At 38.3% G+C, this 23,898-nt stretch carries 18 protein-coding genes and 1 tRNA gene; 13 read left to right on the top strand and 6 right to left on the bottom strand.

Annotation, left to right across the window (positions count from 1 at the left end):
- The first annotated feature begins 121 nt into the window (after positions 1-121).
- A complete protein-coding gene (locus ACPT9C_RS07740) occupies positions 122-2,392 on the top strand; it encodes an NADP-dependent malic enzyme (protein WP_050948477.1) in 2,271 nt (756 codons plus the stop codon).
- 267 nt (positions 2,393-2,659) lie between these two features.
- Positions 2,660-4,585 (top strand): LTA synthase family protein, encoded by a 1,926-nt coding sequence (locus ACPT9C_RS07735; protein WP_192888181.1) that lies wholly within the window; start codon positions 2,660-2,662, stop codon positions 4,583-4,585.
- Positions 4,586-4,615: 30 nt separating this feature from the next.
- Here ACPT9C_RS07735 and uvrB read toward each other — a convergent pair whose 3' ends face one another.
- Together uvrB and ACPT9C_RS07725 are read right to left on the bottom strand one after the other, a co-directional pair.
- Positions 4,616-6,655 carry an excinuclease ABC subunit UvrB gene (gene uvrB / locus ACPT9C_RS07730; RefSeq protein WP_005628806.1) on the bottom strand — a complete coding sequence of 680 codons (2,040 nt, stop codon included), beginning with the start codon at positions 6,653-6,655 and terminating at the stop codon, positions 4,616-4,618.
- A 419-nt stretch (positions 6,656-7,074) separates the two neighbouring features.
- Positions 7,075-7,150, bottom strand: a tRNA-Asn gene (locus tag ACPT9C_RS07725).
- A gap of 312 nt (positions 7,151-7,462) precedes the next feature.
- On the opposite strand from ACPT9C_RS07725, the gene ACPT9C_RS07720 reads away from it, so the two are divergent.
- Both ACPT9C_RS07720 and ACPT9C_RS07715 read left to right on the top strand, forming a co-directional pair.
- Positions 7,463-7,684: an ESPR domain-containing protein gene (locus tag ACPT9C_RS07720; protein ID WP_050948476.1), complete on the top strand. Its 222-nt coding sequence runs from the start codon at positions 7,463-7,465 to the stop codon at positions 7,682-7,684.
- A gap of 225 nt (positions 7,685-7,909) precedes the next feature.
- Positions 7,910-8,104, top strand: a complete 195-nt coding sequence (locus tag ACPT9C_RS07715; protein ID WP_050948475.1) for a hypothetical protein — start codon at positions 7,910-7,912, stop codon at positions 8,102-8,104.
- Between the two features lie 175 nt (positions 8,105-8,279).
- Here the strand turns inward: ACPT9C_RS07715 and zevB are convergent, their stop codons facing one another.
- On the bottom strand, positions 8,280-9,254 hold the full coding sequence (gene zevB / locus ACPT9C_RS07710) for a zinc transporter permease subunit ZevB (protein WP_050948474.1): 975 nt from the start codon (positions 9,252-9,254) through the stop codon (positions 8,280-8,282).
- A 2-nt stretch (positions 9,255-9,256) separates the two neighbouring features.
- Positions 9,257-9,877 (bottom strand): zinc transporter binding subunit ZevA, encoded by a 621-nt coding sequence (zevA, locus tag ACPT9C_RS07705; RefSeq protein ID WP_050846950.1) that lies wholly within the window; start codon positions 9,875-9,877, stop codon positions 9,257-9,259.
- 351 nt (positions 9,878-10,228) lie between these two features.
- On the opposite strand from zevA, the gene ACPT9C_RS07700 reads away from it, so the two are divergent.
- The 7 genes from ACPT9C_RS07700 (at position 10,229) to mfd (ending at position 18,620) form a co-directional block, all read left to right on the top strand.
- Positions 10,229-10,504, top strand: coding sequence for a type II toxin-antitoxin system RelB/DinJ family antitoxin (locus ACPT9C_RS07700; protein ID WP_050948473.1), 276 nt, complete (start codon positions 10,229-10,231; stop codon positions 10,502-10,504).
- Positions 10,501-10,764, top strand: coding sequence for a type II toxin-antitoxin system YafQ family toxin (locus tag ACPT9C_RS07695; RefSeq protein ID WP_061671384.1), 264 nt, complete (start codon positions 10,501-10,503; stop codon positions 10,762-10,764). The genes ACPT9C_RS07700 and ACPT9C_RS07695 overlap by 4 nt, the downstream gene beginning before the upstream one ends.
- Positions 10,765-10,858: 94 nt before the next feature.
- On the top strand, positions 10,859-12,529 hold the full coding sequence (gene ettA, locus ACPT9C_RS07690) for an energy-dependent translational throttle protein EttA (protein WP_050848571.1): 1,671 nt from the start codon (positions 10,859-10,861) through the stop codon (positions 12,527-12,529).
- Positions 12,530-12,590: 61 nt separating this feature from the next.
- Positions 12,591-12,932: a SirB2 family protein gene (locus tag ACPT9C_RS07685; RefSeq protein ID WP_050846956.1), complete on the top strand. Its 342-nt coding sequence runs from the start codon at positions 12,591-12,593 to the stop codon at positions 12,930-12,932.
- A 4-nt stretch (positions 12,933-12,936) separates the two neighbouring features.
- A complete protein-coding gene (locus ACPT9C_RS07680) occupies positions 12,937-14,907 on the top strand; it encodes a tRNA(Met) cytidine acetyltransferase TmcA (protein WP_050948471.1) in 1,971 nt (656 codons plus the stop codon).
- Entirely contained in the window at positions 14,904-15,077 is a 174-nt protein-coding gene (locus ACPT9C_RS07675) for a DUF5363 domain-containing protein (RefSeq protein WP_005657572.1), read from the top strand. Before ACPT9C_RS07680 ends, ACPT9C_RS07675 begins: the two co-directional genes overlap by 4 nt.
- 102 nt (positions 15,078-15,179) lie before the next feature.
- Complete coding sequence (gene mfd / locus ACPT9C_RS07670; RefSeq protein ID WP_050948470.1) at positions 15,180-18,620, top strand: transcription-repair coupling factor; 3,441 nt, start codon at positions 15,180-15,182, stop codon at positions 18,618-18,620.
- A 52-nt stretch (positions 18,621-18,672) separates the two neighbouring features.
- Here the strand turns inward: mfd and ACPT9C_RS07665 are convergent, their stop codons facing one another.
- Entirely contained in the window at positions 18,673-20,064 is a 1,392-nt protein-coding gene (locus ACPT9C_RS07665; protein ID WP_050948469.1) for a DegQ family serine endoprotease, read from the bottom strand.
- A 194-nt stretch (positions 20,065-20,258) separates the two neighbouring features.
- On the opposite strand from ACPT9C_RS07665, the gene accD reads away from it, so the two are divergent.
- Both accD and folC read left to right on the top strand, forming a co-directional pair.
- Positions 20,259-21,149, top strand: coding sequence for an acetyl-CoA carboxylase, carboxyltransferase subunit beta (gene accD / locus ACPT9C_RS07660; protein WP_050948468.1), 891 nt, complete (start codon positions 20,259-20,261; stop codon positions 21,147-21,149).
- A gap of 1 nt (position 21,150) precedes the next feature.
- Positions 21,151-22,455, top strand: a complete 1,305-nt coding sequence (folC, locus tag ACPT9C_RS07655) for a bifunctional tetrahydrofolate synthase/dihydrofolate synthase (RefSeq protein WP_050948467.1) — start codon at positions 21,151-21,153, stop codon at positions 22,453-22,455.
- 72 nt (positions 22,456-22,527) lie between these two features.
- Here folC and ACPT9C_RS07650 read toward each other — a convergent pair whose 3' ends face one another.
- A complete protein-coding gene (locus ACPT9C_RS07650; protein WP_239683294.1) occupies positions 22,528-23,838 on the bottom strand; it encodes a hypothetical protein in 1,311 nt (436 codons plus the stop codon).
- Positions 23,839-23,898: the final 60 nt, after the last annotated feature.

Raw genomic sequence — 23,898 nt, 5'->3', positions numbered from 1 at the left:
CATCAAAAAAATTTTGTTATAAAGTTGTAAAAGTTTGCAGTTCGTCACAATTTTTTGAATAAAAAACAGATATAATCGACGCAATATTTCAATCCTGTTTCAAGAAAATGGAGCATTTATTATGACCGAACAATTACGTCAAGCAGCCTTAGATTTCCACGAATTTCCAATTCCTGGAAAAATTGAAGTTACTCCAACAAAATCACTCGCAACACAACGCGATTTAGCCTTAGCTTATTCGCCAGGTGTGGCAGAGCCTTGTTTAGAAATTGAAAAAGATCCTGCCGCCTCTTACAAATATACAGCACGTGGAAATTTAGTTGCTGTTATTTCTAATGGTACAGCGGTGCTTGGACTTGGCAATATTGGCGCACTAGCGGGCAAACCTGTAATGGAGGGAAAGGGCGTATTGTTCAAAAAATTTGCGGGCATCAACGTATTTGATATTGAAGTGAATGAACATGATCCCGATAAACTTGTTGATATTATTGCCTCGTTAGAGCCAACTTTCGGTGGGGTAAACCTTGAAGATATTAAAGCACCAGAATGTTTCTATATTGAACAAAAATTGCGTGAGAGAATGAACATTCCTGTATTCCATGATGACCAACATGGTACGGCGATCATCAGTGCTGCCGCGATCATCAATTCTCTTCGTATTGTAGGTAAAAAAATTGAAGATGTTCGACTTGTGGCATCTGGTGCGGGGGCTGCATCTATTGCGTGCTTGAACTTATTACTTTCTTTAGGTATGAAACGTGAAAACATCACAGTTTGCGACTCGAAAGGTGTGGTATATAAAGGTCGCGATGACAAAATGGATCAAACCAAAAAAGATTATGCAATTGAAGATAATGGCTGGCGTACACTTGGCGATGCGATGCCAAATGCAGATATTTTCTTAGGTTGTTCTGCGGCGGGTGCGCTTACACAAGATATGGTTAAAAGTATGGCTGCACATCCAATTATTCTTGCTTTAGCTAACCCAAATCCTGAAATTACCCCGCCAGAAGCGAAAGCGGTTCGCCCTGATGCGATTGTATGTACAGGCCGTTCTGATTATCCAAATCAAGTAAATAACGTGCTTTGTTTTCCATTCATTTTCCGTGGTGCATTAGATGTGGGTGCAACCACTATTAATGAAGAAATGAAACGTGCGGCAGTTTATGCCATTGCTGACCTTGCATTAGAAGAGCAAAACGAAGTGGTAACTTCTGCTTACGGTGGTGAAGGGGCGACTTTTGGTGCAGATTATGTGATTCCTCGTCCATTCGATCCACGCTTGATTGTGCGTATCGCACCAGCGGTAGCAAAAGCTGCAATGGAATCTGGTGTGGCAACTCGTCCAATTCAAAATTGGGATATTTATATTGACCAACTTACTCAGTTTGTTTACAAAACTAATTTGTTTATGCGCCCTATTTTTAGCCAAGCAAAAGCGGTAAAACAACGCATTATTTTAGCGGAAGGGGAAGAAAATAAAGCATTACACGCCACCCAAGAAGTGATTTCAATGGGCTTGGCAAATCCAATTTTAATTGGTCGCCGCAGCGTGATTGAAGAAAAAATTAAAAAACTTGGTTTACGTTTAACTGCAGGTGTGGATTTTGAAATTGTGGATAACGAAGATAATCCTCGCTATGAAGAATGTTGGAAACACTATTACGAACTTACCAAACGTAAAGGCATTACACCTGCAATCGCAAAACGTGTTGTGCGTTCTAACACTACCGTATTAGCTTCTACGTTACTGAGCTTAGGCTATGGCGATGCTTTAGTATGTGGTTTATTTGGTTCATACGGAAAACACCTTGCATCGATTCGCGATATTATTGGCTTAAAAGATGGCGTGAAAACTGCTGCTGCTTTAAATAGTCTTGTATTACCGACTGGTAACGTATTCTTAACAGATACTCACGTAAACAGTAATCCTACAGCAGAAGAATTAGCTGAAATTACCTTAATGGCAGCAGAAGAAATTCATCGTTTTGGTATTGAACCTGCAGTAGCATTACTTTCTCACTCTAATTTTGGTTCCTCTGATTCACTCGGTGCACCAAAAATGCGTGAAGTATTACAGATCGTCAAAGAGCGTAATCCGCACTTAATGATCGATGGGGAAATGCGTGGAGATTTAGCGATGAACGAAGCACACAGAAAAGAATTAATGCCTGATAGCCCACTGAAAGGATGTGCAAATTTATTAGTGTTCCCTGATTTGAGCTCATCACGTATTAGTTATAGCTTATTACGTGGAACAACCACCGCAATTACCGTTGGCCCGATCTTAATGGGTATGAATAAATCTGCGCATATTCTTAATCCAGGTGCATCTGTTCGTCGTATTATCAATATGATTGCCTATGCAGCAGTGAAAGCACAACAAGAGTAATTGAAAAAAGTGCGGTAAATTTCTGTCGTTTATTTAATGAAGCCTCGATTTTTTTCGAGGCTTTATTTTTATCATTCTATTGAATGTTATTAGCTAAAATGTACCACACAGAATTTGGCATATTGTTTACATTAAGATTAACGAAAATTATGTAAAAATTTACCGCACTTTAAGGCTTTTATCTTGTCGAAAAGGAGCTGATAGGCAGTAACCTATATTTCTTCAATTTAATACGGCTTGAATGCCGTTTTGTTAATGATTTTTACAATGAAAAAAGCGTATTCCCCTTTATTCCCCATCTTCACATTCGTGTTGATTAATCTCATCATCCTTTCTTTATCCCGTTTGGGACTAGCTGTATGGCAATCAGAACGTGTATCCGCCGTAGATGGCTGGTTGCAATTATTTTTGCAAGGCGTACGAATGGATATTGTGGCACTTTGTTATTTATTTGGTGTACCTGCATTGCTCACAACATTGTTCCATAGTAGCAAAGTTTGGGTAAAAATTTTACGCCTTTGGCTAACCCTTGGTAGTGTGTTTATTATCTTTATGGAAATTGCCACACCTGCCTTTATTGAAACCTACGATTACCGTCCAAATCGTTTATTTATCGAATACCTGATTTATCCGAAAGAAGTTTTTTTAATGCTTGCTGAAGGGCATTTAAGTGCGGTGATTTTTAGCCTTGTTTTCACAGTTTTATCTGCCGTGATTTATTGGAAAATTTCTGGTTGGGCAGTCAAAAATTTACGTTCAATAAGTTGGAAACTTCGCCCTGTGATTGCTTTGCTTGTTATTGTCGTGAGCTTCCTTGGGGCGCGTTCAAGTTTTCAACACCGCGGAATTAATCCCGCCATGGTGGCATTTTCCTCTGATGCGTTAGTGAATTCTTTGGTGCTTAATTCGGGCTATTCCGTGATTTATGCCGCACAGCAATTTAAAGATGAAGAAAAATCTTCAGAAATGTACGGAAAAATGGATGTAGACGAAATGTTTCGTATTGTTAAAGCAAGTCGAGGCCGCCCAGACAGCGATTACATTTCAGATAAATACCCAACTTTAACGAAAAATGTCGCGACTTATCAGGGTAAACCTAAAAATATCGTGATTTTGTTACAAGAGAGTCTCGGTGCTCAATTTATTGGAACGCTCGGTGGCAAACCACTTTCTCCAAATGTGGATCAGCTTGCAAAAGAAGGGTGGTTATTTGAAAATCTTTATGCAACAGGCACACGTTCAGTACGCGGTATTGAAGCAACAACCGCAGGTTTTACGCCAACGCCAGCTCGTGCAGTTGTAAAACTTAATAATGCTCAAAGTGGTTTCTTTACTATTGCGGATTTATTACATAAACAAGGTTATAACACTTCCTTTATTTATGGCGGAGAAAAGCACTTCGACAATATGGCGAGCTTTTTCTACGGTAATGGCTTTAAAGATATTTGGGATCAACAAGATTACCAGAATCCAAAATTTACTGGCACTTGGGGCGTGAGTGACGAGGATTTATTTGATAAAGCCAATGAAACTTTCACGAAATTACAAAATGAAGGTAAACCGTTTTTTAGTTTAGTGTTTAGCTCTAGCAATCATGATCCATTTGAATATCCAGATGGCAGGATTGAGCTTTATGAACAACCAAAAGCCACTCGTAATAATGCAGCAAAATATGCGGATTATGCCTTAGGTCATTTCTTTAAAATGGCAAAACAGTCTAATTATTGGAAAGATACGATTTTCTTAATTGTTGCGGATCACGATTCTCGTGTAGGTGGAGCAAGCCTTGTGCCAATTAAGCATTTCCATATTCCAGCTTTGATTATCGGGGAGGGCATTATGCCACGTCGTGACAGCCGTCTTGTGAGCCAAATTGATATGCCAACCACGTTACTTTCTTTAGCAGGTGTAAGTGGTAATTATCCAATGATTGGTTTTGATTTAACGCAAGATGTAAACCCAGATCGTGCCTTTATGCAATACGATCAAACTCAAGCAATGATGAAAGGCAATAATGATGTGGTGATTCAAATGCCAAATAAAGCAGCGCAAGGTTATCGTTATGATAAATCAACAGACACTTTAACGCCAAAAGAGGTGCCTGATGCAATGAAAAAAGAGGCATTAGCTCACGCTTTATTAGGCAGTTATTTATATAAGAATCGCTTGTATTCTTCAGATGAAAATAAATAAACGGAACGCCAGCTTAAGCTGGCGTTTCTTTTAGTTTTCAAAAACAAACTGTTCACGCAATTGATGTAATTGATCGCGAATTGCCGCGGCTTTTTCAAATTCCAAATCTTGTGCAAATTTATACATTTGTTGTTCCAATTTTTTGATTTGTTGTTGATATTCTTTGGCATTTTTCGGTGCATTATAAAGTGCGGTTGGTTCTGCCGCCATTTTTCCACGTTGTTTATTGGCTTTCGCTTTTTGGTTTGCACCTTGCCCAATATCTAACAATTCCCCAACTTTCTTATTCAATGCTTGTGGCACAATGCCATGTTCTTCATTATATTTTGTTTGTTTTTCACGACGACGATTAGTTTCCGTAATAGCTTTTTCCATCGATTTTGTGATGCTATCCGCATATAAAATCGCTTTACCATTTAAGTTTCGTGCAGCACGGCCGATGGTTTGGATTAAAGAGCGTTCGGAGCGTAAAAATCCTTCTTTGTCCGCATCTAAAATCGCCACAAGAGACACTTCTGGAATATCCAATCCCTCACGTAGCAAGTTGATGCCGACTAACACATCGAATTCTCCTAAACGCAAATCACGGATAATTTCCACACGTTCCACCGTATCAATATCAGAATGTAGATAACGTACTCGGATCCCATGTTCATCTAAATAATCCGTTAAATCTTCCGCCATTTTTTTAGTGAGTGTTGTCACTAAAACGCGCTCATTTTTATCCGCTCTTTGGCGAGCTTCCGAAAGTAAATCATCCACTTGAATTGAGACTGGACGAATTTCAATAAGCGGATCAAGTAAACCAGTCGGGCGAACCACTTGATCGATGATTTCACTGCCTGATTTTTCTAATTCATAGGGCCCTGGTGTTGCGGAAACATAGATGGTTTGTGGGGCTAAGCGTTCAAATTCCTCAAAGCGTAACGGACGATTATCCAATGCGGACGGTAAACGGAAACCATATTCAACCAAGGTTTCTTTGCGCGAACGGTCACCACGATACATTCCACCAATTTGAGGCACGGTCACATGAGATTCATCAATAATTAAAATGGCATCAGAGGGCATATAATCAAATAATGTTGGGGGTGGCTCGCCTTCATTTCTGCCTGACAAATAGCGAGAGTAGTTTTCAATACCCGAGCAATAGCCCAATTCATTCATCATTTCAATATCAAATTGGGTTCGTTGGCTAATTCGTTGTTCTTCTAAAAGTTTATGTTCTTTAATGAAGTATTCACGGCGTGATACGAGTTCTTTTTTGATGTTTTCTATCGCATCTAAAATGCGTTCTCTTGGCGTAACATAGTGCGTTTTAGGATAGATCGTAAAACGTGGAACAGCACCAAAACTACTGCCAGTGAGCGGATCAAATAAACTTAATCGTTCAATTTCATCATCAAATAATTCAATACGCACCGCACGATCATCGGATTCTGCAGGGAAAATATCAATAATTTCCCCACGAACACGGAAAGTTCCACGCTGAAATGCTTGATCATTGCGGGTATATTGCAATTCCGCTAACTTCGCTAAAATTTGGCGTTGATCTATAATGGCACCTTGTTGTAAATGCAACATCATTTGTAAGTAGCTATCAGGATCGCCCAAACCATAAATTGCAGAAACGGAAGCCACTACGATGGTATCTCGACGTTCTAAAAAAGATTTTGTCGCAGAAAGTCGCATTTGTTCGATTTGATCATTAATAGAAGCATCTTTTTCAATGAAAGTATCACTGCTAGGCACATAGGCTTCTGGCTGATAATAATCATAGTAAGACACAAAATATTCCACCGCATTTTCTGGAAAAAAGGCTTTCATTTCTGCATAAAGTTGAGCGGCAAGGGTTTTATTCGGTGCAAGTAACATTGCGGGGCGATTTAATTGAGCGATTACGTTGGCGATAGTAAACGTCTTCCCCGAGCCTGTTACTCCGAGCAAAGTTTGATGTGCCAATCCATCCGTTAAATTTTCAGCCAATTTTTCGATAGCTTGTGGCTGATCGCCAGAGGGGCGAAAGTCGGAATGAAGAATGAATGGTTTTGTGTTGATTTTTTCAGACATAAAGTGCGGTTGATTTTTTGATAATTTTGAATAATGCCTATTTTAGCATATTTAACGGGGAAAATTGATTAGGCAAAAATCTAAGTTTTACACAGACTTAGTGATGTCAAGAGGAAGATCTCACAAATTCATAAAAAAAACTTTAATTTTTTGCTAGACAAAACTTAACTTATTGATTTTAAATGATAATTTAAATTTAGGCTAATCTGTAATCAAGATCGAATAATCCTTGTAAGAACAAGGGATCCGCAAAATTTTAAAAAGTTAATCCACAAAGTTATCCACAGGCTCTGTGGATAGAAAAAAGAGATGATATTGATAAAAATAAAGCCCATCAACAGGATGGACTTAAAATCTTTTGGTTGCTAATTTAGAAATTTGTAAAAGGAGACAAACAAACTCTAAACCAAAAGAAAAATTGGCTCCTCCTGCTGGACTTGAACCAGCGACATATGGATTAACAGTCCACCGTTCTACCGACTGAACTAAGGAGGAATAAACTTTGTATCACAAGGAATAGGGCGCGCATTTTAATAAGGAGCTCATTCCTTGTCAATCAAAATGTATAAAAATGTAAATTTAATTTACATTTTATTTATTGAATTGATAATTAGTTGCCACATTATGTTTATGAAGTTAATTTGAATATCTTCTTTCTTTACAAATCTTTACAAAAAACAAGCATTAATCATATTGATATATATAATCGCCAACCTTTATCTCACGCTTATTTAAACGTCACTATCTAGAAAATGTGTTAAAAAATATGTGGGCTATCTATACCCCTGAAATGAAGGTTATTTATTTATGAATCGTGTATTTAAAATTATTTGGAACAAAACAACGCAGAGACAAGAGGTTGTTTCAGAATTAGCGAAAAGTAGTGCAAAAGCAAGTTTTGCTTCTAATAATACTCAAAAAGCCACAAAACAATTTATCATATCTATTCTTACAGTTCTTATAACATCAACATTGCTAGCTTCAGTTAGCAATGCTGCCACTATTAATTACAATGATATTTCTAAATAAGGTGTTGCAGTCGTATCAGATCCTAATAGTGAAATTCTGAAAAATGTTGCTCTTGAAGGTTCAGTTACTGTCGGCGTATATGCCAACGCATTAGCGACGGATTCCATTGCTATTGGTTCTCGTGCAAATGTTAATAATTATTGGGGAGATCAATATCGTGAAGCTTTAAATGGAATTGCTATTGGTCAATTTTCAAGTACATCTACTAAACATGCAGTAAGTGATATGAAAATCGGAGACACTACGCTATCTAAAGGTGTTGCCGCAACCGATAATGGCACAGTAAGTTTTGGTAATAACAATGTTAAACGACAAATCCAAAACGTTGGTGCAGGCGAGATCTCTGAAAATTCTAGTGATGCTATTACTGGTTCACAGCTTTATTCTGTAATCAAAGCAACTGACGAAAAATGTTTTTGAGAGAGTTTTTTATTGTTTGAAGTACCAAATTAATTCAATATGTTCAATATATTCTGTTGATGTGTGGATTAAGAGGTATTTTCTAATAAGATTTATATCTGACCGTTTTTTATAATTTAATAAAATATCAATGCAACTTATTATCTCTTGATAATAAAATAGCCTTAATAGCTTATTAATTTCCAAATAAAATAGTGCCTCCATTTACTGGGTTTAGCGTTCCATACAACAAACTCAAGGCAAAAAATAGCATTATTCCACCTGCTATTAATTTCACGATGCTTTCGCTTTTTCCTTTCGTATTTTTTGAACTATACCAACGCCCTAAGTGAATTGCGGTATTTCGTGCATAACGTACAATTCCTGCGAAGGCTGACAACATAAGCCCCGTGCCGAAAGACATAGCTAATACAGCTAAGATTCCCCAGCCATAAAGATCAAGCATATAAGCTAAAAATAAAACGAAAATTGCACCACTACATGGTCGCATACCAATTGTTAAAATGACTAGAAATTGTGATTTTAGATTGGTTGCTTGTGCAGTTTGTGTGGGGCTTGGTAAATGTTGGTGTCCACAACTACATGTGTTTGGCTGAAAAGTGCGGTTATTTTTCACCGCACTTTTTTCGTGTAGGGAGAGGGGATTTAGGGATTTAATGGTTAATTTAGCTTTTTTACGATAGGCACGTAAACCTTGCCAAATCCAATAACAGCCGAGAAATACCAATAATAGCAAGGCAGTTCGTTCTAACCAAAGCTGACTTAATTTGAAATAACGTGATGAAAGATTTAGCACTACAACAAGCAATGTTGTTGCTGTAATCGCGACAATGCCTTGCATTAAGGATGAAAGTAAGCTCAAGATAGTGCTTTGTTTTAATTGGCTTTCATGCGTGGAAAGATAGCTGGCAATAATAAATTTGCCGTGTCCTGGCCCGAGGGCATGGAGTACGCCATAAATAAAGCTGGCGAAAATAAGCGTGATGCCTGCCTTGATGCTATTATTTTGAATTTGATGTAAATTTTCCGAAATAAGTTGATTAAAATCTTTTTGCCATGCAGCAATATGTAAGAAAAACCAAGGGGAAAAATAGACAAGTAAGGAAAGTGCAATCACTAATAACACGAGCCCAGTTTTATATTTTTTCATTTCTACTCACATTGAATTATTATTTTTTGTGCGAACATTACGCCTAAGGAATCATCTTCGTTCTTTTGGGATTTATCAAGTGAAGATGCGTAGGCTTGGATTTTTTCATCCACATTAGGTTCAATTAATTTTCCTTGGCAATTTTTCGGAAGTGCGGAAAAATCTACCGCACTTTTTGAGGCGTAAGTCATCGCCACATAATAAGTGGAATCGTAAGTTTGTAAGCTAAATGTGTTTTTTTCTAACTTTTGAGAATGGGCGAGTGGTACATCAAAATAATATTGCAGTTGTAAACCTTGAACGTTAATGCCGTAATTTTTTGGGCGAGGGGAATATTTGATTTTATTATTTTGCTTGTCATATAAATAGCTGAAATAATGTTCACTGACGATATTTCCCATGACGTCATCAAGAAGTTTTTGTTTCTCCGATTTAGTTCTAGCTTGTTTCATATCATAAATAACTGCAGACGAACTTGGTTCATCTAATGTCCATTTCATTGAAAAACCAGTAAGTTGATTATTTTCTATAATGGGCGTGCTTTGTATATCAATAAATGCATGGGGGTGAGATAAAGCACTGCAACTAAAGAATAGACCGAGTAATAATGAATACGTTTTCACAAAAAATCCTAATTATTTTGAACGTTAGCATTAGAAGTTGTTTATTCTACACGCAAAAATGAATTTTTCGGTCAAAAATATTGATGTAAATCAAAAAAACTCTCAATAGCATTTCCCTCGTCTCTGAATATTCAGTAACATTGCTCCCGTCAAGTAATTGCTTGATATTCATAAAGTTCCTAAATAAAATAATCATAAATATAGCTAAACTACTTTCCTGCCACCCGTTTCGGGTGGTTTTTTTTATCTAAAATTTATTAGGAACGCATTTTTGTATATCTTTTGTGTTTTAATTGTATTTCATTGTATGTTATTGTGTATGTTAAGCATCATTGATAAGGAGAAAATAATATGGCTGCAGTTAGCTTTCGAGTACCTGATGAAACTAAAAATATAGCGTTTGAAGTGATTAAAAGTTATGGTCTTTCCCCAACTCAAGCACTTAATATGTTTTTAGCTCAAATAGCTAAAACGAAAGCGATTCCAGTATCATTAGATTATCAAACTGAACAGATGCCTAACTCAAAAACGATAATGGCTATGGCAGAGTTGGATAATCATAATGGGCGTGAATACAAAACATTGGAGGAATTCCATCAAGCGATGCTATCGGAGATGAAATCATGATTTCAGTGAGTGGGGAATATAAAAGAGAATTTAAAAAACATATTCCTCTTATTATAAATAGTCCAGAATATATTGAAGTTATGTATTGTCTTTTGAATAGCTTACCATTGCCAGAAAAATATAAAGATCACGCTTTAACTGGCAATTGGAAAGGTTGGCGAGATTGCCATATTAAGAATGATCTCGTGCTTATTTATAAAATTGTGGGGGATGAAATAAGACTAGCTCGTCTTAATACTCATTCAGAAATTTTTGGTTAATGGTAAGAATTTAAGTAAATCTTGTTCTTGGTATTCTATATTTTCGCCCTATTTTCCAGTAGAATAGGGCGAATTTTTTTGTGAGGAATTATTAATGTCATCTCAATTTGTATATACGATGCACCGTGTCGGCAAAGTGGTGCCGCCGAAGCGTCATATTTTGAAAGATATTTCTTTGAGCTTCTTCCCAGGTGCGAAAATCGGGGTATTGGGCTTAAATGGTGCGGGGAAATCGACCCTTTTACGCATTATGGCAGGCGTAGATAAAGAGTTTGAAGGGGAGGCTCGTCCGCAACCAGGAATTAAAATTGGTTATCTTCCGCAAGAACCCAAATTAGAACCGCAACAAACCGTGCGTGAGGCTGTGGAAGAAGCAGTTTTTGAAGTGAAAAATGCACTGACTCGTTTAGATGAAGTGTATGCACTTTATGCGGATCCCGATGCTGATTTCGATAAACTGGCGGCTGAACAAGCCAATCTTGAAGCCATTATTCAAGCGCACGATGGGCATAATTTAGATAACCAATTAGAGCGTGCCGCAGATGCGTTACGTTTACCAGATTGGGATGCGAAAATTGAGCATTTATCAGGGGGAGAGCGTCGCCGTGTGGCACTTTGCCGCTTATTACTTGAAAAACCAGACATGCTTTTATTAGATGAACCAACTAACCACTTAGATGCGGAATCTGTGGCGTGGTTAGAACGATTCTTACATGACTACGAAGGCACTGTTGTGGCAATTACCCACGACCGTTATTTCTTAGATAATGTAGCAGGTTGGATCTTAGAGCTTGATCGTGGCGAGGGTATTCCTTGGGAAGGTAACTATTCTTCTTGGTTAGAGCAAAAAGAGAAACGTTTAGAACAAGAACAAGCAGCTGAAAATGCGCGTCAAAAATCCATTGCGAAAGAATTGGAATGGGTTCGACAAAATCCAAAAGGTCGTCAAGCGAAAAGCAAAGCACGTATGGCTCGCTTTGATGAATTGAACTCTGGCGAATATCAAAAACGAAACGAGACGAATGAACTCTTTATTCCACCAGGTCCACGCTTAGGCGATAAAGTGATTGAAGTGCAAAACTTAACCAAGTCTTATGGCGACCGCACTTTGATTGATGATTTATCATTCAGTATTCCAAAAGGCGCAATCGTTGGTATTATCGGGGCAAATGGTGCGGGTAAATCAACTTTATTTCGTATGCTTTCAGGTCAAGAACAACCAGATAATGGATCTATTACGATGGGCGAAACCGTTGTACTTGCTTCGGTGGATCAGTTCCGTGACGCTATGGATGACAAGAAAACCGTGTGGGAAGAAGTGTCTAATGGACAAGACATTCTCACTATCGGCAACTTTGAAATTCCAAGCCGTGCTTATGTGGGGCGTTTCAACTTCAAAGGTGTGGACCAACAAAAACGAGTAGGCGAATTATCGGGTGGGGAACGTGGTCGTTTACACTTAGCTAAACTTCTACAACGTGGTGGTAACGTGCTATTACTGGACGAACCAACCAATGACTTAGATGTTGAAACCTTGCGTGCCTTAGAAAATGCGATCTTAGAATTCCCAGGCTGTGCAATGGTTATTTCCCACGACCGCTGGTTTTTAGACCGTATCGCAACGCATATTTTAGACTACGGCGATGAAGGTAAAGTCACGTTCTATGAAGGTAACTTCTCAGACTACGAAGAGTGGAAAAAGAAAACCTTAGGCGATGCCGCTACTCAGCCACATCGTATTAAATATAAACGTATTGCGAAGTAATTTAGATTGAGAAAGTGCGGTGGATTTTGACCGCACTTTTCTTACTTTTTTGGGAGTGATTATGTTAGTTCATTTACATATTTTTTTCGCCTTTGTAAGTTTGGCATTGTTAGTAATTCGTGGTGCAATGCAGCTTAATGGTAAAAATTGGCGTTCGATAAAATTATTAAAAATTTTACCGCACTTATCAGATACCTTGCTGATTGTGTCTGGTGTCGTCATTTTATATCTCTTCGCTTTTGATATTGAATTATGGTTAGTGGCTAAATTTGCATTACTGATTTTGTATATCCTGTTTGCTGCAAAATTTTTCAGTAAAAAAGTTTCTCAACCCAAAAGCATTTTCTTTTGGCTTGCTTGCGTAAGTTTTATTGGTGCGATATTAATTGCCTATTTAAAATAACACGATGCCATCTCGCCATCTTCAAATTTTAATCTGCAAAACCTTGCCACTTGTGCCTGATAACGTTTTGATTATCGGCGAAAGTGGCATTGCTTTTTCTAAAGCAACAAATTTGCTTGGACAAGAATTTGAACATATTTTATTTGATGGACGAAATGGCATTCATCTTGAAGCGCTGGCTATTGCAGCTGGAACACTAAAAATGGGCGGTACATTTTGTTTAGTCTTATCCGATTGGGAAAATTTATCTCAGCAGACTGATCAAGATAGTTTACGTTGGAATGGAAATCAGTCAGCAATCGCCACGCCTAATTTTATTGATCATTTCAAACAGTGCATTGAACGCTATCATTTCCCCATTTTCAGAGAGGAAAGTGCGGTTGAATTTCCTCCCATTTTTTATTCTAACGAGCATCACAAAAATGCCACGTTAGCTCAACAACAAATTATGGAGACTATTTTACAAACTGAGCAGGATATTTATTTTCTAACCGCCAAGCGAGGAAGAGGAAAATCCGCATTATTGGGGATGCTTGCTAACCAAATTCAAGCGCCAGTTTATCTCACTGCACCAAATAAAAGTGCGGTACATTCGGTTATTGAATTTTCAGAACGAGAGATAGAATTTATTGCGCCCGATGAACTGACTATTCGGTTACAAAATGAACCAGAATTTAGTCAATCTGCTTGGTTGCTCGTAGATGAAGCAGCGATGATCCCATTGCCATTATTGCAACAATATTCTCAATATTTTCAACATATTGTCTTCAGCACAACAATTCATAGCTATGAAGGAACGGGGCGTGGTTTCGAATTAAAATTTAAACGGAAAATTCACCGCACTTTTCAGCATTTTGAGCTTAAACAGCCCCTACGTTGGCAAGAAAATGATCCATTAGAACATTTTATTGATGATCTTTTGTTACTAAATGCCGAAGATGATTTTCAGCACTTCGACTATAGCGATATTACTTATAACATTGAGAAAAACGCTAAAAACCTTTCCTTCCCCTGCTTGCGGGGGAAGGTGCCCGTAGGGCGGAAGGGGGACTTAGATATAGCCAGCTCCCCTCAGCCTTCGGTAGCACCCCTCACAAGCAAGGGCAGCCAAGAGGAATATAGTCATCAATTTTTCTTTCGAGATTTTTATGGGCTAATGACGATTGCTCACTACCGCACATCGCCACTCGATCTTCGTCGTTTACTGGATGGGGAAAATCAACGTTTTTATTTTGCTGAATATCAACAGAATTTGCTCGGTGCAATTTGGGCGTTAGAAGAAGGAAATATGTCGGATGACGAATTGATTATTCAAATTCAACAAGGCAAGCGCCGCCCGAAAGGGAATCTTGTGCCACAAGCCTTGTGTTTCCACGAAAATCTTTCCCAAGCCTGTAAACTGCGTTCACTCCGCATTTCACGTATCGCCGTGCAACCAAATTGGCAGCAAAAGGGCATTGGTCAAAATCTAATGAAATTTATGGAAAATTCAGAAGTGGATTTTCTTTCGGTAAGTTTTGGTTACACTGACGAATTGGCAAAATTTTGGCAAAAGTGCGGTTTTGTTTTGGTGCATTTAGGCGAACATCAAGAAGCGAGTAGTGGTTGTTATTCAGCGATTGCTCTTAAAGGTCTTTCCAAAGAAGGCTTGGCTTTAGTTGATACTGCACACAAACAATTTCAGCGTAATATCCCTTTATCTTTTCATCCGTTCGCCATAAATTTTGAGCAAAATCAGTTTGATTGGCAGCTTGATGAGTTCGATTGGCTGAGCTTAAAAAACTTCGCTAATTTTCACCGCACTTTATTTTCGAGCATTCCTGCGATAAGGCGTTTATTAAAATTAGCGGGCAAAGAAAACTTCCCATTAATTTCCGCTTATTTAACAAAAAAACAACTTCCCATTAACAAGAAAAAAGGCGTAGAATGTTTGCGTTTAGAAATTAAACAATATTTAGCGCGAGGAACTTTATGACAGAGCAAACCGCAAAACCAAAAGGCTGGTTTAAACGCGCACTTGAAAAATATGACAACTTCATTAAAGAATGGGGGTTAGATCAACCTAATTGTAGCTGCGTGCCTATGTCAGCAACAGAAGATGAAAATGGTAATTTGAAGAAAGAAGAATCTTCTTTAAAGAAATAAATATTAACTGGTTTTTTAAACAGTAAATTTATTGAAAGATAGGTCAAATTCCAGTACACTATTCGTCAATTTTTATACAAGATTGACACATTATTTATATTTATGAAAACGGCTTTTTTCCAACCTGATATTCCAACCCAACCTAATGATCATAAAATTTTAGGCAATGTCTTACAAGGTGCTGATGCACTGGCGATTAGTGAAATTGCAGAGCAAAATCAAAATTTAACTGTAGTAGTCACACCAGATACACGAAGTGCGGTACGTTTATCACGGATTTTATCGGAATTAAGCAGCCAAAATGTATGTCTTTTTCCTGATTGGGAAACCTTACCTTACGATACCTTTTCTCCCCATCAAGAAATTATTTCCTCTCGTTTAAGTGCGCTTTTCCATTTACAAAATGCGAAAAAAGGCATTTTCTTATTGCCGATTTCGACGTTAATGCAACGCCTTTGCCCGCCACAATATTTACAACACAATGTGCTTCTGATTAAAAAAGGCGATCGTTTGGTCATCGATAAAATACGCTTACAATTAGAAGCCGCGGGCTATCGTGCTGTGGAGCAAGTATTAGAACATGGTGAATATGCTGTTCGTGGAGCTTTGTTGGATCTTTTCCCAATGGGAAGTGCGATGCCTTTTCGTCTTGATTTTTTTGATGATGAAATTGATTCCATTCGCACTTTTGATGTGGACACGCAACGTACTCTTGATGAAATTACATCAATTAATCTTTTACCGGCGCACGAATTTCCAACAGATGACAAAGGGATTGAATTTTTCCGTGCGCAATTTCGTGAAACCTTTGGGGAGATTCGTCGAGATCCCGAACATATTTATCAGCAAATCAGTAAAGGTACTTTGATTTCTGGCATTGAATATTGGCAGCCTCTTTTCTTTTCTGAAATGGCGACGTTGTTTGATTATTTGCCAGAACAAACGCTGTTTGTGGATATGGAAAACAACCAAATGCAAGGCGAGCGTTTTTATCAAGATGCCAAACAGCGTTATGAACAACGTAAAGTGGATCCGATGCGTCCGCTTTTATCGCCTGAAAAATTATGGCTTAATGTAGATGAAGTTAATCGCCGATTGAAATCTTATCCACGCATTACATTTAAAGCGGAAAAAGTGCGGTCATCGGTACGCCAGAAAAATTTACCTGTTGCCGCTTTACCAGAAGTGACCATTCAATCCCAGCAAAAAGAACCATTGGGGCAATTACGCCAATTTATTGAGCATTTTAAAGGAAATATACTGTTTTCTGTGGAGACGGAAGGTCGCCGAGAGACTTTGCTTGATTTGCTTTCAGCGTTAAAACTTAAACCAAAACAAATTCAATCCTTGGAACAGGCTGAAAATGAAAAATTTAGCTTGTTAGTCAGCTCTCTTGAACAAGGTTTTATTATTGAACAATCGCTTCCTGTTGCGATTATTGGCGAAGCTAATTTACTTGGCGAGCGCGTTCAACAACGTTCTAGAGACAAACGTAAAACAATTAATCCTGACACGCTTGTACGCAATCTTGCCGAACTGAAAATAGGGCAGCCAGTTGTGCATCTTGATCACGGTGTGGGGCGTTATGGTGGTTTGGTCACCTTAGATACAGGCGGCATTAAAGCAGAATATTTGCTGTTAAATTATGCCAATGAATCAAAACTTTATGTCCCAGTGACTTCATTACATTTGATTAGCCGTTATGTGGGTGGTTCTGATGAAAGTGCGCCATTACATAAATTGGGTAACGAGGCTTGGGCTAAATCACGCCAAAAAGCAGCGGAGAAAATTCGTGATGTGGCGGCCGAGTTATTAGATGTTTACGCACAACGTGAAGCGAAAAAAGGCTTTGCCTTTAAATATGATCGTGAAGAATTTCAACAATTTGCCGCAACCTTTCCTTTTGAAGAAACCTACGATCAGGAAATGGCAATTAATGCGGTAATTTCGGATATGTGCCAGCCTAAGGCAATGGATCGCCTTGTTTGTGGTGATGTGGGTTTTGGTAAAACTGAAGTGGCAATGCGTGCCGCATTTTTGGCTGTGATGAATCATAAGCAAGTAGCAGTACTAGTGCCAACTACACTGTTAGCCCAACAGCATTACGAGAATTTTAAAGATCGTTTTGCGAATTTGCCTGTGAACGTAGAAGTGTTATCGCGTTTCAAAACTGCAAAAGAACAAAAACAAATTCTGGAAAATCTCGCAGAAGGAAAAGTCGATATATTGATTGGCACCCATAAATTAATTCAATCAGATGTCAAATTTAACGATCTTGGATTGTTGATTATTGATGAAGAACACCGTTTTGGTGTAGGGCAAAAAGAGAAAATCAAACAGCTTCGTGCGAATATCGATATTCTTACCCTAACGGCAACGCCAATTCCGCGTACGCTTAATATGGCGATGAATGGTATTCGTGATCTGTCCATTATTTCCACACCTCCTGCTCGCCGATTAAGTATTAAAACCTTCGTCCGCCAGAATGATGATCTTGTTGTACGAGAAGCGATTTTGCGTGAAATCTTGCGTGGCGGACAGGTTTATTATCTTCATAACGATGTTGCAAGTATTGAAAATACAGCGGAAAAACTCACCGCACTTGTGCCTGAAGCACGAGTGATTGTGGGGCATGGACAGATGCGAGAACGTGAGCTAGAACGTGTGATGAGTGATTTTTATCATCAGCGTTATAACGTTTTAGTTTGTTCAACCATTATCGAAACAGGTATTGATGTGCCAACAGCAAATACCATTATTATTGAACGAGCGGATCATTTTGGCTTGGCTCAGCTTCATCAATTACGTGGACGAGTCGGGCGTTCACATCATCAGGCTTATGCTTATTTGCTTACGCCACCGCCAAAAATGATGACAAAAGATGCTGAACGCCGTCTAGATGCGTTAGAAAATCTTGATAACCTTGGGGCTGGTTTTATCTTGGCAACCCACGATTTAGAGATTCGTGGTGCAGGCGAATTACTCGGAAATGAACAAAGCGGACAAATCGAAAGCATCGGTTTTTCGCTTTATATGGAATTATTGGATGCGGCGGTTAAAGCGTTAAAAGAAGGGCGAGAACCATCCTTAGAAGAACTGACGCAACAACAAGCGGATATTGAATTGCGCGTTCCTGCTTTACTGCCTGATGATTATCTAGGAGACGTGAATATGCGTTTATCCTTTTATAAACGCATTGCTGCAGCAGAGAGTAAAGCAGAATTAGATGAATTAAAAGTCGAGTTGATTGACAGATTTGGATTATTGCCTGATGCAACGAAAAACTTATTACAAATTGCAGAGTTGCGTTTATTGGTTGAGCCGTTAAAAGTTGTGCGAATTGATGCTGGAACACAAGGCGGTTTTATTGAGTTTTCAGCAAAAGCACAAGTGAATCCAGATAAATTTATTCAATTAATTCAAAAAGAACCTATTGTGTATCGATTTGATGGTCCATTAAAATTTAAGTTTATGAAAGATCTATCCGATAACAAAGTGCGGTTAGAATTTGTGGTGGATTTGTTAAGAACGATTGCTGCATAAAAAGAAGTCCGATCATTGTGATCGGACTTTTTTCTTAAATATATCAAGCAGATTATTGCACTAATAAATAGAAATTACTGTTACCTCGTAAAATATTAAGTGCAACTGCTGATGGCTCAGTTTCAAGCACTTTATTTAATTCACGAATGTTTTCGATCATTTGACGATTAATACCAATAATAATATCGCCCGCTTTTAAACCACGTTGTGCAGCCAGCGAATTAGGTTGAATTTTTGTGATTTCAATGCCTTTAACGCCTTTTGTATCGTAGTCTTTCAATGTTGCGCCATCTAATGCGAGTAATTCAGTTTTAGAGGAAAGTTGGCTACCATCATCCGCTTGTAATTTCACTTTAACATCGTGGGATTTGCCGTCTCGTAAGTAAGTCAAGCTAATCTCTTTGCCTGCACCAGTGGTGGCAATTTTTGCACGCATTTCAGCAAAACTTGAGATTTTTTGACCGTTCATCGCCGTGATAATATCGCCCGCTTTAAGACCTGCTTTTTCAGCAGCAGATTTCGGTAAAACTTCGCTCACAAATGCGCCTTGTTGCGCACTCACATTAAAGGCTTTGGCTAAATCAGCATTGAGTTCGCCCCCTTTAATACCAAGCAATCCGCGACGTACTTGACCAAATTCTAAAATTTGTTGCACTAAATTGCTTGCTTGATTACTTGGAATCGCAAAGGCAATTCCTGCATTGCCACCGCTTGGAGAAATAATTGCGGTATTAATGCCAATAAGTTCGCCATTTAAATTTACCAACGCACCACCCGAATTACCGCGGTTTACGGCTGCATCGGTTTGAATGTAGTTTTCATAAGTACCGCTATCAGAGCCTGTTGAACGACCCAATGCAGAAACAACACCTGATGTCACAGTTTGACCTAAACCAAATGGATTACCAATTGCAACAGTAAAATCGCCTACGCGTAATTTGTCGGAATCAGCAAATTTGATTTCTGTTAAATTACTTGGTTTTTCAAGTTGAACTAACGCAATATCTGATTGCTCATCTTTACCCACTAATTTTGCTTTAAATTCACGACCATCTTGTAATTGCACGGTAATTTTATCAGCCCCATCAATAACATGATTATTGGTTAAAACATAGCCTTTGCTTGCATTAATAATGACACCAGAACCTAAACCACGGAAGTTACGCTTTGACTCTCCGCGTCCACCAAATTGTTCCGCAAAACGATCGCCGAAGAAAAATTTAAATTCTTCAGGAATATCGTCTAGGAAAGGAGAACGAGAATCTCCTTTAGCTTTTCCTTCAACGGAAAGAGTGACAACGGCAGGTTGAACTTTTTCTAACATTGGTGCAAGACTGTTTTGTTCCGAAATAAAACTTGGCAAAGTGGCTTGAGCAACAAATGATGTGCTTAATACACTTAATCCAAGTGCAATACTATTTAATACAAAACGTGTTTTTTTCATAAAATACTCCAAAATAGATTTCAGACAACGTGGTCTATAAGACAAAAAAATAGAAAAAATGTTCAATAAGAGGAGAGCAAATTATCTTGTTAAAAAGGAAATCGGAGCAGTATAAAAACGGCCTTACAAGTAGCAAATTCTATAAATTTATGTTCTAATACGCGCAATTTTCTAGTCAATAAAAAGGTCAAAAAATGAGCTGGATTAACCGAATTTTTAGTAAAAGTCCTTCTTCTTCCACTCGAAAAGCCAATGTGCCAGAAGGCGTATGGACAAAATGCACTGCTTGTGAACAAGTACTTTATAGTGAAGAACTCAAACGTAATCTGTATGTTTGCCCTAAATGCGGTCATCATATGCGTATTGATGCCCGTGAGCGTTTATTAAACTTATTGGACGAAGATTCAAGCCAAGAAATTGCGGCAGATTTAGAACCAAAAGATATTTTAAAATTTAAAGATTTAAAGAAATATAAAGATCGTATCAGTGCGGCACAAAAAGAAACGGGTGAAAAAGATGCATTAATTACCATGACAGGTACACTTTATAATATGCCAATTGTTGTGGCTGCATCAAACTTTGCTTTTATGGGCGGTTCAATGGGTTCTGTAGTTGGGGCAAAATTTGTTAAAGCGGCTGAAAAAGCAATGGAAATTAATTGTCCCTTTGTATGTTTCTCTGCAAGTGGCGGTGCGCGTATGCAAGAAGCCTTGTTTTCTTTAATGCAAATGGCAAAAACTAGTGCGGTGCTTGCCCAAATGCGTGAAAAAGGTGTGCCGTTTATTTCAGTATTAACGGATCCAACTTTAGGTGGCGTATCAGCCAGTTTTGCGATGTTAGGGGATTTAAATATTGCCGAGCCAAAAGCCTTAATTGGGTTTGCTGGCCCTCGTGTTATTGAACAAACCGTACGTGAAAAATTACCAGAAGGTTTCCAACGCAGTGAGTTTTTACTTGAGAAAGGGGCAATTGATATGATCGTGAAACGTTCAGAAATGCGTAAAACTTTGGCAAGTGTACTGAGTAAATTAACGAATCAACCTTCTCCTTTTGTAGAACCTGAACTCATTTCAGAAGATGAATAATATGCAACTTAAAGCCACTTCGCCACTCGCTGAGTGGCTTTCTTATTTAGAAAAAAGTCATTTTAAACCCATTGATCTCGGTTTAGATCGTATTAAATCTGTGGCAGAAAAATTGGATTTACTTCATCCAGCCCCTTATGTGATAACAGTGGGAGGGACGAATGGTAAAGGCACCACTTGCCGCTTATTAGAAACGATTTTGCTTAATCACGGATTACGTGTGGGTGTGTATTCTTCGCCCCATTTGTTGCGTTATAACGAGCGAGTACGCATTCAAAATCAAGATTTGCCCGATGAAGCACATACAGCCTCTTTTGCTTTTATTGATGAAAACAAAACAGAATCGCTGACTTATTTTGAATTTAGCACCCTTTCTGCATTGCATTTATTTAAGCAAGCAAAGTTAGATGTGGTGATTTTAGAAGTGGGGTTGGGTGGTCGTTTAGATGCGACCAATATTGTGGATAGCCATCTTGCTGTGATTACTAGCATCGATATTGATCATACCGATTTTCTTGGGAATACCAGAGAGGCTATTGCTTTTGAAAAAGCAGGAATTTTCCGCGAAAATTGCCCTGTCGTGATTGGCGAACCTAATGTTCCTCAAACAATGTTAGATCAGGCTGAAAAATTATATTGCCAAGTTTCTCGTCGTGATGTGGATTGGTCATTTGAGCAAAATGCTGAAAATTGGCAATGGCAAAATAAAAAAGTGCGGTTAGAAAATTTGCCGTTTTGTCAGATTCCATTGGCGAATGCCGCAACGGCTCTTGCTGCTGTTCAATGTTTACCTTTTGATATTTCTGAACAGACTTTGCGAAAATCTCTGCAAGAGGTGGAGTTGGTTGGTCGTTTTCAAGCAATAAAAGCAGATAGACGTAAAAAATTAGCGGATTATCTTGGCGTATCAGTTGAAACCTTACCAACAATTATCGTTGATGTGGGGCATAATCCTCACGCTGCAAAATATTTATCTGAAAAATTAACCGCACTTAAATGCAACATTGAGGGCAAAATAATTGCCGTATGTGGAATGCTAAAAGATAAAGATGCAAATGGGGTATTTGCACATTTAACGCCTATTATTAATGAATGGCATTGTGTAACCTTAGGCGGCTATCGCAGGCAGTCAGGCGATGAATTAGCTGATAAACTGAAAAGTCATTTCCCACACGTTCAAGCTACATCAGATAATTCTGTTATGGATGGTGTGCGTACAGCGCTCAAAAGTGCGGTAAAAAATGATGTTGTTTTAGTCTTTGGATCTTTCCACACCGTTGCTGAATTTTGGGCGGTATTGGAATAAAATTTACCATTAAAACAAAGGGCTGATCTTTAAAATCAGCCCTTATTTTATAAGATTATTTCCAAGAATATTTCACACCCACAGTGCCTTGGTAGCCTTTATGTCTGTTGTTATCGAAGATTTTTCGTAGCGAGCATCTGCATAAAGGTAAGTGTTTTCACTTAAGGAGAATTGAGAACCTAAGCCTAATTCCCACCAAGTGCGGTCAAATTTCTCGGTTAATTTGTCACGACCAATTAATGCATTGCCTGTGATCTCAAGTAAATCAGATTTAGAATTCCCTCCTTGATCATCGCCCGGCGAGTTCCATTCTGTATTCACTTTTAACACACCGTCTTTACCATCATAATTCCCTTCAATGGTAAGTTTATCTTCATAGGATTGATTGGCGAGGGTAATGATGCCGTGATCGTTGGTAAACGTTCCGTCATTATCTACACCATTTGATGATATTTTAACGATGTATTCCCCAGAATTGCTTCCCACATCTAATACACCGCCTTGACTTAACGTAACTGATTTTGCAGTAGAACGTTGTTTGTCTGAATCTAAATCTTCTTTTTTCTTCAACGTCCAAACAGCTTTTTTGTCCACATTCATTGTTAAGGTTGAACCAATATCTTGATGAACTAAACCTATTAATTGGGCACCCTCGCTAAAGGTGGTGGTAAGTTCTGAATGGGCTTTGGCAGTTTTATTGGTTTCGTCAATTTCTTCTGATTTAGCATACACAGCCCATCCCTTTGATGCAGCGGTAGCTGTGGATTTGTCGCCTGAAAGTTTAAATGTTGCATTTTTTACATTAAATGCCCCCCAAGTAAAATAGCGTAGTAAAGCGTCTTGTTTACCTAATAGCTTTGCTCCCCACATCAAGTCACCTTCTTTTTTAAAACGGGAATTGGCAAGAATAAGGCTATCCGTTTCCGAAGTAGTAGAAAGTTTGGTATTAACTAAGCTAACCTGATTGTTTTTATTATCTTTACCTCTCGCAAGCATTTCGTAAAAAGTAAAAAATTTTTTTACTTCCCCAAGATTCTCATAATCAATAGTATCGAAAACTAAAGTATTCGTACTGGCTTGAATTTCAGAAGCTTCAGTATTATTTTTACCTGTAATAGTGAATTTTGAGTTTTCATCAAATAAACGTACCGCACCTGAACCGCGATAAGTTTTTCTTTTCGCAATAGTTGTTCCAATCGTTGCGGTAGTGTCTACGGTTAATTTTCCATTGGCTTCTACGGTTGCATTTTTACCCGCATCTCCATTGCCGGGTTTACCGATTTTTATACCTGCAGAGTTAATACCCTTTGCGGTGACACTGATATTTGTATCTCCGTCAAAAATAGCCTTAGCATCATTACCTGACACGTAAATCCCCACCATATAATCTGCGACTTTATTTGTACTTACGTCAGAAACTTTAATATCTACTTTTCCTGTAGA

Origin of the sequence: Haemophilus sp. HN_Hi16 (genome assembly GCF_049823435.1) — a bacterium.
GTDB lineage: Bacteria > Pseudomonadota > Gammaproteobacteria > Enterobacterales > Pasteurellaceae > Haemophilus > Haemophilus influenzae_D.
The sequence above is the reverse complement of the archived record's forward strand: the minus strand, read 5'-3'. Positions and strand labels throughout refer to the sequence as shown.